A 15,692-nucleotide genomic window follows, 5' to 3' on the forward strand; every position below is an offset into this window, starting at 1 on the left:
TGGTGTTAATCCTGGATAAATAAGGAAAGGGCCGATGATTATGCGTGCGGTGTATATTGTGCTTATGTTGATTATGGTTGTGCCGGTGTCAAGGGCACAGCTTAATTCGGGTATGAGCAGCGATACGGGCAAGTGGTATAACCGTACTCATAGTATCAGTGAGGTGACGGTGCGTTCGAAGCGTGCCAAGTATAGCAGGAAGAACAATCCGGCCGTGGAGCTTATGCGTAAAGTCATTGCCGCGCGTAAGCTTACGGACCTTAAACAGAAGCATGATTTCTACCGTTATGAGAAATATCGGAAACTGACGCTTGCTGCCAACGATGTGACACCGTCAGACTTTCATAGCGGGCTTTTGTCCATTGTTCCGGATATAATAAATCTTGTGGAGCCGTGTCAGTATAACAACAAGCTCATACTGCCCGTGACGTTCAGTGAGACTGTGACCGAGTCGCGTTTCCGTCGTCGTCCCCACACGGTGCGCGACGACGTCAAGGGTGAGCGTTCCGGGGGGATAAGCACTCTCACACAGTCGGGAAAGATACTTGACGAGGCTTTGAAAGACTTTTTCTCAGATGTGAATATCTACGACAACCAAGTGCGCTTGCTTCACCATACGTTCACATCGCCGATAGGAAAGGATGCCATAGGTTTCTATCGTTTTTTTATCATAGACACGCTTTTGGTGGAAAGAGATAAATGTTTTCACCTTTATTTTTCACCTAACAACCCGATGGATTTTGGATTCAGTGGTGACATATTCGTCATGGCCGATTCCACATATCGTGTGCGGCGTTGCGAGCTTTCAATTCCGAAGCATAGCAGTGTGAATTTTGTCGATGGCATGCGCATACTTCAGGATTTTGGAAATGCCGGTACGGAAGACGAATGGGTGCTTATGTCGGATGACATGATAGTGGAATTGAGGCTTTTTGATTTCATACAGAAAGGCATTGTGATACGCAACACACGGTTCAGTGGGTTTGATTTCAGTCCTTTGCCTGATGAGGCATTCAGTCTGCGTGGGGCTACGGATAGCCTGCGTATGGCACGTTTGCGTGACCGAAATTTCTGGAACACTCACCGTATGGTTGAACTGACCGGCAGTGAACGTGGTATGGACGGTTATTTTGAGGAATTGAAGAAAAAGAAGTTTTATCGTCTTGTCATGCCGGTGTTCAGGCTTCTTGCAGAGAATTTCATAGAAACGGGCACATCCGGGAAGCCAAGCAGGGTGGACATAGGGCCTGTCAATACGTTTGTTTCGAATAATTTCATTGACGGTTTCCGTATGCGTCTTGGTGCTCAGACTACGGCAAACCTCAATCGCCGTTTGTTTGTAGGAGGATATTATGCTCATGGATTTGAAAGTAAAAAAGACTATTATAAGGCAGATGTGACGTATTCGTTCAGGGATAAGGATTATATGCCTCATGAATTTCCGATGCGGAACATATCGTTCACATCATCGTATGATGTAGTCTCGCCTTCAGACAAGTTCATGAAAACGGATAAGGATAATGTTTTCACATCGTTAAAATGGGCTACAGTAGACAAGATGATGTTCTCTCTGCGTAACCGTCTCGCGTTTGTGCGTGAGGAAGAGTGGGGACTTCGTTCAACACTATTGTTGACTTGTGAGAAGAATGAGGCTTGCGGCATGATGACATTTGTTCCAATGTCCGTATCGTTACCCTCTTCCGGTGATGGCTTTTCCGATGGCCGTGCCATGCGCACTACAGAGCTGCGTGCCGAGCTGCGCTATGCACCTGGTGAGAAGACAGTATCCACAAAGCAGCGCAGTGTGGCCATAAACTGTGAAAGACCTGTCTACACCTTGAGTCATGCTGTGGGATTGCGCGGTGTGATGGGAGGTGAGTACAATTACAATTTCACTGAAGTGTCCGTTTACCATCGCATACGCCTTAATAGTTGGGGGAAGCTTAATCTTAATATGCATGCCGGGGCGCAGTGGAATAAGGTTCCGTATCCTTTGCTTATAATGCCTGCGGCCAATATGTCGTATATCATCCAGCCGTCGACTTTCAATCTTATAAACAACATGGAGTTTCTTAACGACCGCTATGTGAGTCTTGACGCGGAATGGGACATAAACGGTAAACTTTTCAACCGTATTCCACTCATAAAGAAATTAAAGTTGCGTGAGTACGTCGGTGTTAAGGTCTTGTGGGGCAGTCTGACAGATAAGAACAATCCTTTTTTGCCGTGCAATGCCGGTAGTGCCCGCCTTATGTATTTTCCTGACGGGTGCAATGTGATGGATTCCAGCCGTCCGTATGTGGAATTGGCGGCAGGAGTGCATAATGTGTTCCGCTTTTTCAGTATACAGTATGTGCGTCGTCTCAATTATCTTGATTTGCCTACAGCGACTAAGCATGGCGTGCGTATAGCCTTCCAGATAGCTTTCTGATTGTATTCCTCTTTTAATGAGAGTGTGGGGGGATATACGGCAGGCGGAAAACGTTTCCGTTGTATCTATATGAAGAATCCCATATATCCGACAAGTCGCTGATACATGGGATTCTTTTCTTTATTTGATTTTGTCCGAATCGGTCATGTGATTCTGGTAAAATGAGACAATTATTTCAGGCCTGATTTTTTCTTGTTGAAATAATCCATACATGTGCTTCGCCATTCGTTGGCATCCTTGAGTTGTATATGCAGGCGGTTGTTCACCTCATTCCACCGTTGTTGGTCGATGTCGTCCCGCATGGCCTGCCAGATAGCTGTGAAATCCTCCACCTCTTTTACGCCACGGTCATATCTGTATTGCATTTCCTCTATTATGTTGCGGCCGCTGAGGGTGCGGTATGTCCAAGGCACATGATGGAACCACAGAAGGTATTCTTCCGGACATGTGGTAATGCTGTCGTACTGTGTGCGATACGGCTCACGGTATTGGGCTGTTGCACCCGAGCCTTTGGTGCTCCTGTCGAAGCCGATGCCTTTGTTGTCTGCCCGGTGATAGTATACCGGACACCATTCAATGGGGTAACTGGCCTTGAAGCCGTCGGGTTCCGGGCCGTAATGATGGTCGAACTTAAATATATGATGCAGTCCGAGCGGCATCATATAATCGACGCATGCCTCACGTGAGCGCAACATCATTGATATGAGAGATTCGTCTGCAACGAAAGTCTGCATGAGCCATTCTTCGGCAATCTTGCGGGACGACAGAGCCGGATTCCAGGCCAGACGTCCGAAAGCGTACCAGTTCGCCTGGGCAAAATGATGCCCGCACCAGTTGGCATCGTTGCCTATGTTGGATACCCCTGCAATGCCTGCAAGGTTTTTCGGGGATACAAAAGAGAAGAACTCTTTCCACATGGGAGCAAGATACACCAGATGGTTTGATTGTCCGAGATATTCCTGAGTGATTTGAAGCTCGGCAATCTGCGGGGTATGCCGCATACGGTCGAATATCGGAGCATACGGTTCTCTTGGTTGGAAATCGAGAGGACCGTTTTTTGACTGTAGTATGACATTGCTTCTGAACTTGCCGTCGCATGGTTCGAATTCCGATACGGCTTGTTTCACTCTGTCTTCACCTTTGTGATTTGCTCCATACACGAAGCTGCGCCATATTATCGTTCCGTTAAATGGTGCGACAGCATCGGCAAGCATGTTGGCTCCGTCGCTGTGACTGCGTTTGTAGTCACCGGGTCCCGGCTGTCCCTCAGAGTTTGCTTTCACGAGGAATCCTCCGAAGTCGGGTATTTCAGCATAGATCTCCTTTGCCTTTTTCTTCCACCATTTCTGCACCTTTGAGTTGAGAGGGTCGGCAGTGGGCAGTCCGCCCAGACCCATCGGTGACGCAAAGTTGACTGACAGATACACACGTATGCCATAAGGTCTGAGAATATCTGCGATTTGTCTTACTTTCAGGAGGTAGGGGCGTGAGAGCATTTTCGGTGATGCGTTCACGTTATTGAGCACAGTTCCGTTGATGCCTATCGATGCGTTGGCTCTTGCATATTCGCGTATCCGTGCAGTATCGATGCTCATGGCCTTGTTCCAAAATATGCTTGTACCGGCATATCCGCGTTCTATGGAACTGTCAAGATTGTCCCAATGATTGAGTATTCTCAGTTTGAATACCGGTCGGTTCAATCCTTTTATCGTGTCGCCTCTCAACAGTGCATAAGTTCCATAGAGAAGTCCCGTTTCGTTGCCTGCACTTATGAGTCTGTTGTCGCGTGTTCCTGAAATTTCGAAACCTCCGTCGGAAGGTATGGACTTGTCTATTGTCAGTTTGACCGCCTTTCCGTCGTAGTATTGCTCCAGTTCATGTCTTGCTATTGTCACAGTGGGTGAGGATGTACAGCCGTCGCATATAACCTTTGCCCGGTTTTTTATTCCGAAGCGCAACCACAGCTTGCTGCCATCCTCGGCCATGACACTGAGGCTTGACGCGAGTAAGAGTATTGTGCAAAATATACTTTTCTTAAGCATATTGTATGTCATGTCTTGGATTTCTGTTATTTAAACTCCCACCAGTCAAGGTTGAAAAGGTTCCTTTTCTGTTTTTCAGAGCCTTTAAACACAAAATAGAGGTCGTGTACACCTGTCGCACCTTTTATCTTTGTTTCAAACACCTTTAGTTCTGTTTTGGTGTTGGTGATGTTTACGGAGCCTATCAGCTTACCGTCCACTCCGTCAAGGCGTATTTCCATTGTTCCGCCGTAGAGGTGGCATGAGGCACATACCTTGAATGATGTGGCGCCTTTTGCGAAATCAACGCCTTTCAACTGAATATACTCCCCATTGTCGATGCCTGTTACGAGCTGGTTCCATCGTTCTTTTCCCCATGGGTTCTTTGCTACTGTCTCAAGACCGTATCCCCATGCCATTGTCTCGGCTTCCACTTTCCTGAACGGATTGAAATGCTCTATCTGTTCAAGCTTGCAGTCGAGGAAATAAGGCAGTTCCTGAATGGTTCCATCGGCATTGTATGTCATTTCTGCCACTGACACCGAGCGGCGTTCCGCATGACGGCTTGTCTCAAGACGGAATATGTCGTAGTTGAGTCCGAAGCAGTACGACTTTCCTTTATAGTCTATTATTCCCGGGTGATTTCCGCGTGTCCTGTGTGTATGGTTCATTATATGGCCTTTGTACTCCCATGGCCCTGTAGGCGATTTGCTCATTGCATACCCAATTCCCTCGGGACAGCATGTGGATGCAAATGCCATATAATAGTGTCCGTTGCGTTTGTAGCACCACGGTCCTTCCTGATAGTCTTTGATATGCGGCACTTCTACAATCTCTCCTGAATAGGAAATCATGTCTTTGTTAAGTTTCACATAGTAAGTCTTGGGATTTCCCCAATACATGTATGCTTGTCCGTCATCATCAATGAACACTGTGGGGTCTATGTCGTACCAATGTTCCTTTTGCCACACCAGCGGCTTGCCTATCGGATCTTTGAACGGGCCGTATGGCGAATCTGAAGTGAGAACTCCGATTCCGTGTCCGTGTATAGGGCAGTACATATACCATTTCCCGTTGCGCTCGATAACCTGTTCGGCCCATGCACCGTTCTTTCCTTTAAACCATTCAAAGTTTTCTAACGATGCCACGGCTCCGCGGTCCTGCCAGTTCACCATGTCGGTGGAGGTATACAGAAGCCAGTCTTTCATGTGAAATCCCTCGGCATCGTTTTCGTCGTGGGTGGTGTAGAGGTATACAGTGTCGTTGTGTACCATCGGTGCAGGGTCTGCCGTATATTTTGTTTGTATGACAGGCATGTTTAGTTCCTGTGCTGCTGACTGTGTAAGCGGCAGCATTACTGCCGCCACAGCCATGAGAAGATGATGTCTGTTCATGCTATTTGTTTATTACTGGTTTAATTGTTCCGTCTTCGTTGTAGTACAAACGCTGGACCTTTAACGAGCGCAGCCATGTTATGTCTCCCGACGGTATGCAGTCATGGTAGAACAGATACCATTTGTCTTTGTATTCCACAATACTATGGTGTGTAGTCCATCCCACTACAGGTTCAAGTATGACACCTTGGAATGTAAACGGGCCGTAAGGGTTGTCACCCGTTGCATAGCATAGCAGGTGTGAGTCTCCTGTTGAGTAGGAGAAATAATATTTCCCGTTGTATTTGTGCATCCATGATGCTTCGAAGAAACGGTGCGGGTCGTTTGCCTTAAGCGGATTACCGTCCTTGTCGAGGATTACGACAGGTTTCGGTTCCTCGGCAAACTGCATCATATCCCGGCTCATGCGTGCTACGCGGGAAGGCAGGGCCGTCTCTTCGCCTTCCGGCAGATAAGCATTCTCAAGTGCCTTGTTGTCGCGGTAACGCTGGAGCTGTCCGCCCCACAGACCACCGAAATATACGTAAATCTCACCGTCTTCGTCCTTGAAAGCACAGGGATCGATGGAGTAGGAGCCCCTTATAGGGTCATGTTGCGGAACGAATGGGCCGTGAGGTGTATCAGCCACGGCCACACCGAGATGAAAAATGTCATTTTTGTCTTTTGCAGAGTAAATGAGATAGTATTTCCCGTCGCGTTCGGCCACATCGTTGTCCCACATCTGTCGGCCTACCCATTCAACATCGTCCACACACAGCACCTGGCCATGATCTGTCACTTCTCCCTGTTCCACGTCATCAAGCGACAGCACGTGGTAATCTTTCATTTCAAAATGTCCGCCGTTGTCGTCTTCTGCCGCACCGCTGTCCCAGTCATGGCTGGGATATATGTAAAGACGGCCGTTGAAAACGTTGGCCGAAGGGTCGGCCATATAGTCATTTGGAAACAGATATCGTGGTTCTTTCATTTTTTATATAGTTTTATAATGTCTTTTACTACTGGTTTTGCTTTATAATCGCGGTCGAAGAGGAGGGGGTAGTTTGTACGTCCGCGTACAGGCCATCCGTTGAGCCATGAGTTTGCATCGCTGATGCCCCACAGGTTTATTCTTGTAATCTTGTCACGGTGGCGGTAGTATAGCTTGAAAAAGTCAAAAATCCTGTCGTTCAATTCCTTGGCCTTGTCTTTGGGCAGTCCTTTGGTGTAGGGATTATACTTCTTCTGATAGTCGTAATTCTGTTCCACTGCGGCACCTCCGAAACCTCTCGGGTTTGGCAGTACGTTGAAGTCGAGCTCTGTTATCATCACATTCACTCCGCATGCCGCGAATGCCTCGAGCGATTTCTCGTACTCATCGATGTTAGGATAGTCGAGACCGTTATGGCTCTGCATTCCCACTCCGTCGATTCGTATGCCTTTTTCTTTCAGGTGTTTTACCAGACGGCATGTGGCATCTCGCTTTCCTTTGTTCGACATGGAATAATCGTTGTAGTAAAGTTCTACGTTCGGGTCGGCTTCATGTGCTTCCTGGAAAGCAATATCTATGAATTCCTCTCCGATTATATTGTAGAATTTTGATTTGCGGAAAGAGCCGTTGTCTTCGATGGCTTCGTTTACTACATCCCATCCGTGAATTCTTCCTTTGTAGCGGCTTACTACGGTATGGATGTGCGTCTTTATTCTGTTGATCAGTTCCTCTCGTGTGACTTCTTTCCCGTCTTTTCCCTTGAAGAACCATCTTGGAGCCTGTGAGTGCCACACCAGGCAGTGCCCTATGGGTTTGAGGTCGTTCTTTTCGCAATATTCCACGAAGCGGTCTGCAGCGCTGAAGTCGAATTTTCCTTCTTCAGGCTGCAGCGATTCGCTTTTCATACAGTTCTCTGCCACTGCAGTGTTGAAATGTGTACGGACAATGGCTGTTGCCGCTGCATCATGTCCGTCAGACTGTCTTTGATTGAGGGAAGAACCGATGAGGCAATATTGCCCCACGGTCTCCTTCATTCCCTTTTGCGCGTAGGCGGCGCATGAGGATACTACAACTACTAAACTACTGAAAATAAATCTTGATACATTCATAATTGATACTTACTGTTTATAAATATGTTACTGATTTCTGCGTCTTACCGAAAGCTCGGCCTGCATATTCTCATTAAACTCTTTGGTAATGGGGTAGAAGAACAGTGCCACCACGCCTATGCCGAACAATATTGCCGGAACTATTGACGATACGAGGCGTATGCCTTCCATTGCCGTTTCCGACTGTATTGTGGCATTTCCCGACACATATCCGAAACCGGAGAGGATAAGGCCAGCGAACGCACCTCCAATGCCTAATCCTGCTTTCAGAGCAAACACCACTCCTGAGAAGCAGAAGCCCGTTGCACGTCTGTGGTTTACATATTCCACGTGGTCGGCAACGTCACCGATCATGGCCCATAACAGAGGCACAGTGGGAGCGTATGCCAATGATTTGAGTATGCACAGTATGAACATAAGTCCTATGTCTGACGGCTGGGGCAGATAGAACATGGCTGTGAACAATGCCGTTAGCGAAAGACATACTATAAACGTGTTCTTCTTGCCGTATCTGTTTGCAAGGAATCCTGAGAGACAAATCACTCCGATGAACTGAACCAGTGCTCCGACCATGTTGAAGAGTGAGAATCCTATTGCAAATGCGTCTTTTTCCTCATGTGCAATAAGGTTGAATGCTCCGAGGACCGTAGCCATGATGCCTGTTTTCTCATATTCCGGGTCTGTCAGTCCGAATGCGGCAAGGAACTCATACAGAGAGTTCTGGCTTACGTTGTACTGGAAGTAGAAGTTCATGGCGGATCCCCACATGGCCAATGTTATGAATACAAACAGTGTGAGTACGAACATGGCACGCCACGGAATGTTTGACACCGTTCCTTTTATATCTTCCTTTATGCTCACTTTTTGTGCCTTTGGCGGCTGTATGCGTTCTCGTGAAGACAGGAAGGCTATGATAAGGAATACGAATGCTATTGCTGCAAACAGGCCTATTGTGCATAGCCATCCGTGCTGCAGGTCGCCCTTTCCGAATTTGTTCACGAGCGGCAACGTGAGTCCCTGCACTACAAACTGTGCTATTGTTGCGGCAACGAATCTTATGGATGTTATGCTTGTGCGTTCCTTGATGTCTCCGGTCATCACACCCCCTAAAGAAGAATAGGGTGTGTTGTTGAAGGAATACATTGCCATTAATAATATATATGATACTGTGGCGTATGTTGCCACAAGTCCTTTGTCCTCTATTCCGGGGTTGTAGAACGCCAGTACGTAGAACACCGCAAACGGCAGTGCCGTCCAAAGTACCCATGGTCTGTATTTTCCCCAGCGCGTTTGTGTCCTGTCGCTGAGGATTCCTACTGCAGGGTCTACAAATGCATCGACCACGCGTGCTATTAGCAGTACGCTTCCGGCGATGGCTCCGTCCAGCCCGAAAACGTCCGTATAGAACTTCAGCTGGAAAATCATCATCATCTGGAATACAAGATTGGCAGACGCGTCACCAAGCGAATAGCCGATTTTTTCTCCCAATGATACCTTTTGTGAGATTTGTTCTTTCATTATAAAATTGTGTTATTTGTTTTCCGATTGCAAAGATAGTATATTTTATATTTGGTAATTATTACAAATGTTACATAAGTTTTTGAATTTGTTTCATTGTTGAATGTTCCTGTTTTTAGGCTATTAGTTATTGGAATAAAACATATAATTTTGTGGTGACGAAATAATTTATCAAGTATTATGAAAATAAAGTTTATCCTATCAGTCATCACGGCATTCTGCTGCTCTTTCAGCCTGAGTGCCAAGGTCGTCATGCCTCAGCTGTTTCAGTCTGGCATGGTGTTGCAACGCGGCAAGCCTATTATAATATGGGGTAAGGCCGACAAAGGAGAGAGAGTAACAGTAAAGTTCAAGAAGAAAGTTTATGAGACAACTGCTGATACAGATGGCAACTGGCGTCTGCAGCTTCCCGTACAGAAGGCAGGCGGGCCGTATTCCATCATGGTCAACGACAATGAGATTAAGGATGTGCTTGTTGGTGATGTCTGGCTTTGTTCGGGACAGTCAAATATGGATCTTCAGGTGGAGAGGGTCTATCCTCAGTATACAACGGATATTGATTCTTATTCAAATGGCAATATAAGAATGTTCCGTGTCGAGAACGAAACATCGATACACGGTCCTAAGAGCGATATCCGCCCTACATCGTGGAAACCTGTGACAAAGCAGAATGCATGGAATTTTTCCGCCATCGGATATTTTCTTGCACGTGAGATGTATGAGAAGACCGGAGTGCCTCAGGGGGTGATAGCCGACAGTTGGGGAGGGACCCCCATACAGTCGTGGATATCGGCCGATACGATGAAAAACAATTTTCCGATGGAATACCGTCGTTCGCTGTTGTATCAGAACGATGAGCTGATAAGGTCGCAGATGCGTGCCAATCAGTTGGCGAACTCACGTTGGTTTGAGGTGATGAACGAGACCGATCCAGGAATAAGCGGAAAGTTCACCGCTCTTGAATATGACGACAGCAGATGGCAGAAGAAGAATCAGTACGACAATCTCACCGGTGAGCACAGCTATATGGGCTCGTTCTGGGTCCGTCAGCATATAAATATCGATGCCACCCATGCGGGAAAGCCTGCGCGTCTTCTTGTCGGAACGCTATATGACCAGGATTTCACATATATCAACGGCCGTGAGGTCGGTCAGACCGGTTATCAGTATCCTCCGCGCCGCTATAGCGTGCCGGCAGGACTGTTGCGTGAGGGTGACAATGCTCTTACCGTGCGTTTTATCACAAAGGGAGGCAATCCGCATTTCATAAAGGACAAACCGTATAAGCTGATATTTGACGATGGTTTGGAGATACCTTTGTCTGAGCAGTGGAGCGTATGTGAGGGTGCGCGTATGCCGAGATGCCATAACAGCGAGATAAACGTCCACTATCTGCCCATCACGCTTTACAATGCCATGATATATCCTTTGGCTCCTTATCCGATTTCCGGTGTGGTATGGTATCAGGGTGAGTCAAACACCGGTGACGGACATATATATGAAAACATGCTCACGAAGCTCATTCAGAACTGGCGTCAGCTATGGAACGATTCCGACATGCCGTTCGTTGTCGTACAGCTCGCGAATTTTATGGAGCCGAGCGACAAGCCGCAGGACAGCGGATGGTCGTGGGTGCGTGAGGCTCAGCGTCTCACTGCCAAGCACGTGCCGAATACCGAGCTTGCTGTGGCTATAGATCTTGGCGAGGCTGTTGACATACATCCGTTGCGCAAGCGTGAGGTTGCCCAGCGTGTGGCTCTCGGATTTGAGAAGATGCTTCTCAATCCCAAGGTAAGGCTGTCACCTGAGGTTATCGCTTCGGAAATAAGGAACGGTGATGTGGTTCTTACCCTTGACCAGCAGCTTCAGTCCGGTGCGCTATATGAGTTTGAGCTTGCCGGAAGTGATGGAAAGTACCATAATGCGGAGGCGACGGCGGATGGAAACCGTATTGTGATAAAGTCGCCTGTAGCTGCTCCTAAGTCTGTGCGTTACGCATGGAAGAATAATCCGGCCCGTGCAAATGCCTACAGCAAGGATAATCTGCCGCTATCTCCTTTCCAGATGGTTATAGGCGGGTAAGTCATTCTTTGTTAATATAAAGACAAACCGGCATTATCTGTCGCAGACAGATAATGCCGGTTTTATTTTGTATCTTACTTTCATGTGTAAGATAATGCGATACATAAATAAAAGTGTAACTGTCTCATTCTTTTTGTTTTGGGTTAAAGTAAGTATGTTTTGCAAAAGTATGATGTTTGTGTTTTGATTGTTTTTATGATTGTATCATATAGTTTTTGTATTGTGTCACGTGTCTGTTTTTATATCAAACGTATAATCATAATGTCTTTTTTTATTGTTACCTTTGTGTTTAAGAAAGAAATAAAACTAACCAGTATGCAGATTATGAATAAGTTTACATTGCTTGCAATGTTGTTTTATGCCTCTGTGGGCTTTGCACAGAAGTATCAGCTTACCGGGAACGGCCTTAAGGCCTCTGTCGGTGGGACTGATGTAGAGTTGCAGTTTTACAATGCTTCTACAGTAAGGGTTTTGAAGTCTCCGCAGGGGAGGAGTTTTGAGAAAAAAAGTCTTGCCGTTACGGAAGTGCCGGAGAAAGTCAGGATTTCCGTGAAAGAGAACGGAAATTCCGTAAGACTTAAGACTTCAGGTGTGGAGGTCGTTTTTGACATGGAGACAGGTGTGGTCGGATTTTTTGATGCCGGTGGAAAACTGTTGGTTTCCGAGCAGGGTCGTCCGTCGTTTAAAGATTTTAATGACGCCGGCAATAAGACGTTCTCTGTCAGGCAGTCTTTCCGTCTGGATAAGGATGAGCCTGTATATGGCCTCGGCATATTGCAGAACGGTAAGATGTCTCAGCGCGGCCAGACGAAGCGTATGGTCCAAGGAAATGTGGAGGACTACATTCCTTTTATACAGTCGGTAAAGGGCTATGGCATTTATTGGGATAACTATTCTCCCACCGATTTTATAGATGCCGGTGAAGAGACGGCATTCCGTTCGGAAGTGGGCGATTGCATAGACTATTATTTTATGTATGGAGGCAATGCCGACGGTGTTGTGGCAAAGATGCGCCGTCTTACCGGAGATGTTCCTATGATTCCGCTTTGGGCTTACGGATACATGCAGAGTAAGGAGCGTTATAAGAGTCAGGATGAGATTGTCGGTGTCTTGCGTAAGTACCGTGAGTTGAATGTGCCGATAGACTGTGTTATTCAGGACTGGCAGTATTGGGGTCATAATTACTTGTGGAATGCCATGGACTTCCAGAATCCTCTGTTCAGGAATCCTAAGAAGATGATGGATGACATTCACGGCATGAATGCCCGCGTGATGATATCTATATGGTCGTCATTCGGACCGGCCACAAGACCCTATCGCGAACTTGCCGGCAAGGGCATGTTGTTCGATTTCGGCACTTGGCCCCAATCGGGTATCGATTCATGGCCGCCGGACAGAAACTATCCTTCCGGGGTGAGGGTTTATGATGCCTATAATCCTGAGGCCCGCGATATATACTGGAAATATCTTAATGACGGAGTATTCAAGTTCGGAATAGACGGATGGTGGATGGACTCCACCGAGCCTGATCATCTGGATTTTAAGCCGGAGGACTTTGATACTAAGACTTATATGGGGTCGTTCAGAAAGGTGCGCAACGCATATCCTCTGATGACTGTTGGCGGTGTTTATGATCATCAGCGTGCCGCTACATCCGATAAACGCGTGATGATACTCACCCGCAGCGTCTTTGCCGGGCAACAGCGTTATGGAGCCAACGTATGGTCGGGTGATGTCGGTTCTTCGTGGGAGACGTTGCGCAAGCAGGTGCCTGCCGGATTGAACTTCACCCTTGCCGGCAATCCCAACTACAACAGCGACATAGGAGGATTCTTCTGCGGACATTATAATAAAAGCTATGCAGATGGCGGGGCACCGCGTAATCCGATGTTCCAGGAACTGTATGTACGGTGGTTGCAGTTCAGCGCATTCAATCCCATGATGCGTTCGCACGGTGCGGATGCTCCGCGTGAGATTTATCAGTTCGGAAAGAAAGGAGAGCCTGTTTATGATGCCATCGAGAAGGCGATACGTCTGCGCTATTCCTTGTTGCCGTATATCTATTCCACATCATGGGATGTATCGCGTCGTCGTGGCAGTTTCATGCGTGCTTTGGTTATGGATTTTGCCGATGACCGCAATGTTTGGGATATGAATGACGAGTATATGTTTGGCCGTTCAATACTTGTGGCTCCCGTATTGGAGGCTCATTATACTCCGGAGGTGGCTGTGAAGGTGAATGAGAATGACGGATGGGACCGTGACAGAAAGAAGGTGGAAAATGCCGTGAAGGCGGATTTTACAAAATCTCATCACTCAAAGGTTTATCTTCCTGCCGGCACTGTGTGGTATGATTTCTGGACCAATGAGCGTCATGACGGTGGCAGGGAAATATCAAAGACTACAAAGCTTGATGTCATCCCGTTGTATGTCAAGGCCGGGAGCATTGTTCCGATAGGGCCGGACGTACAGTATTCGGCAGAAAAGGCGTGGGATAATCTGGAGCTTCGCGTATATACAGGTGCCGACGGTGAGTTTGTCATATATGAAGATGAGTTTGACAACTATAACTATGAGAAAGGTGAATATACAGAAATACCGGTATCATGGAGTAATGCTTCACGCAGACTTACGATAGGCCGGCGTAAGGGCGCATATAAAGGAATGATTCAGAAACGGAAGTTTACCATTGTCACACAGGATGGTGTGCGTAAGACGGTAAGCTATGACGGAAGGAAGGTTTCCGTGAGACTCTGACAAATGAAAACCTGCAAAATGGCGTCCTCAAATTGTGGAGGACGCCATTTTGCAGGTTTTATGAGCATCCACAGTTATCTTTATTTCTTTTCACATCGTTTTGCGATGTGTGTATTATTGTAGAATGAATCGATGTGTGTGGGTGTTTTTCTCCTGACACATGCCAAAGGCATGTCCCTACTTTGGGCAGTGTCCTGCATTCCCATCTGATGCTTTCACATACCCTTCCTTTCTCTCCCCTTTGGGGAGCTGGAGGGGCTCATCTTCTCTCCCCCTTGGGGAGCCGGATGTGCTCCTTCTTTTTTTTCATGAGCCGGATGTGCTCCTTCATCCTATATGTAGGGACGTGCCTTTGGCACGTGTCATGTGGAAGACGGCCACCTTCAATGATTCCCCCCCCCTATATACTATATATATTGCGAAGCGATATCATGGCTTTTGGGGAATGAATATAATGTATGATATGAAATATATGTAAAAATAATTCGCACTATATTCCTGAGCTATTTTTAAGGGATTTTGTGTTTGTATATGTGGTGTGTAATGTGTTGAAATACAGCATGTTACGAACGGGTAAAAATGTGCCGAAAATGAATGGCATGTTCTCGTTTGATGAATAGGCTATTCTCTCTTGATGAATAGGCTGTTCATTGAGCATGAATAGGCTGTTCATCGGAAGAGAAATTTACAAACATTCCATAATGTAAATAGATTTCAAAAAACAAGGGGCTATGTATTTTTTATTGTTATTGACTCCGTATGATTATGCCTGATTATTTTGCCGTGTGTGGAGATATGCAGCTCTTTCAAACACAGGCCTACACATTATTATATATATGTATAAGGCGGAAACAGAATGTGAGACGATGTCTTTTGTCGGTTGCTGTCCGTTGTAATTGTGGAAAATGATGTTTCTGCCATGTGTGGGGCCTTGTTTTGGAGCCTTACTGTTCGGTTGTTGCCTCAAAGACTGTGTCTTTCTTTGTTTTTGGGCAGGAAAAGTCCTGAAATACGTGCTTATGAAACAAATAGAAAAGTATTGGTGACTTAAAAGAAACATCATTTTGTATAATGTTGTTAAATTTGCAGCGATTAATTTTATTATCAATAATAAACATTATATATAATTATTATGGCAAAAGAGTATTTTCCCCAGATAGGAAAGATTCCTTTCGAAGGACCCGAGAGTAAGAACGTTCTTTCATTCCACTACTATGATCCCGATCGTGTTGTAATGGGCAAGAAGATGAAGGACTGGCTTCGTTTCTCGATGGCTTGGTGGCACACGCTTTGCGGAGCCTCCGGTGACCAGTTCGGTGGTCAGACCCGCAGTTACGAGTGGGACCGTTCTTCAGACGCTGTCGAGCGTGCCAAGGAGAAGATGGACGCCGGTTTCGAGATAATGCAGAAGCT

Annotated in this window: 8 protein-coding genes and 1 pseudogene; 4 read left to right on the top strand and 5 right to left on the bottom strand. The window is 46.6% G+C overall.

Annotated features, from left to right (window positions below; all coding sequences use genetic code 11):
* Positions 1-40 precede the first annotated feature (40 nt).
* Complete coding sequence (locus tag HPS56_RS05380; RefSeq protein ID WP_172275058.1) at positions 41-2,431, top strand: DUF5686 family protein; 2,391 nt, start codon at positions 41-43, stop codon at positions 2,429-2,431.
* A gap of 170 nt (positions 2,432-2,601) precedes the next feature.
* Here HPS56_RS05380 and HPS56_RS05385 read toward each other — a convergent pair whose 3' ends face one another.
* The 5 genes from HPS56_RS05385 to HPS56_RS05405 are packed head-to-tail and all read right to left on the bottom strand — an operon-like array spanning position 2,602 to position 9,440.
* Positions 2,602-4,473, bottom strand: a complete 1,872-nt coding sequence (locus HPS56_RS05385; RefSeq protein ID WP_172275062.1) for an alpha-glucuronidase — start codon at positions 4,471-4,473, stop codon at positions 2,602-2,604.
* Between the two features lie 26 nt (positions 4,474-4,499).
* Positions 4,500-5,825, bottom strand: coding sequence for a glycoside hydrolase family 43 protein (locus tag HPS56_RS05390; protein WP_253952394.1), 1,326 nt, complete (start codon positions 5,823-5,825; stop codon positions 4,500-4,502).
* A 22-nt stretch (positions 5,826-5,847) separates the two neighbouring features.
* Positions 5,848-6,813 (bottom strand): glycoside hydrolase family 43 protein, encoded by a 966-nt coding sequence (locus HPS56_RS05395; RefSeq protein WP_172275065.1) that lies wholly within the window; start codon positions 6,811-6,813, stop codon positions 5,848-5,850.
* Positions 6,810-7,922: an endo-1,4-beta-xylanase gene (locus tag HPS56_RS05400; RefSeq protein WP_172275069.1), complete on the bottom strand. Its 1,113-nt coding sequence runs from the start codon at positions 7,920-7,922 to the stop codon at positions 6,810-6,812. The genes HPS56_RS05395 and HPS56_RS05400 overlap by 4 nt, the downstream gene beginning before the upstream one ends.
* Before the next feature lie 27 nt (positions 7,923-7,949).
* Positions 7,950-9,440 carry an MFS transporter gene (locus HPS56_RS05405; protein ID WP_172275102.1) on the bottom strand — a complete coding sequence of 497 codons (1,491 nt, stop codon included), beginning with the start codon at positions 9,438-9,440 and terminating at the stop codon, positions 7,950-7,952.
* A 180-nt stretch (positions 9,441-9,620) separates the two neighbouring features.
* On the opposite strand from HPS56_RS05405, the gene HPS56_RS05410 reads away from it, so the two are divergent.
* From HPS56_RS05410 to HPS56_RS05420, 3 genes and pseudogenes are all read left to right on the top strand, one after another.
* Positions 9,621-11,522 carry a sialate O-acetylesterase gene (locus tag HPS56_RS05410; RefSeq protein ID WP_172275105.1) on the top strand — a complete coding sequence of 634 codons (1,902 nt, stop codon included), beginning with the start codon at positions 9,621-9,623 and terminating at the stop codon, positions 11,520-11,522.
* A 315-nt stretch (positions 11,523-11,837) separates the two neighbouring features.
* Positions 11,838-14,279, top strand: a complete 2,442-nt coding sequence (locus HPS56_RS05415) for a glycoside hydrolase family 31 protein (protein WP_172275108.1) — start codon at positions 11,838-11,840, stop codon at positions 14,277-14,279.
* Positions 14,280-15,408: 1,129 nt separating this feature from the next.
* Positions 15,409-15,692: pseudogene (locus tag HPS56_RS05420) on the top strand (xylose isomerase); the annotation flags it as partial.

This window comes from Xylanibacter muris (assembly GCF_013166605.1).
Lineage (GTDB): Bacteria > Bacteroidota > Bacteroidia > Bacteroidales > Bacteroidaceae > Prevotella > Prevotella muris.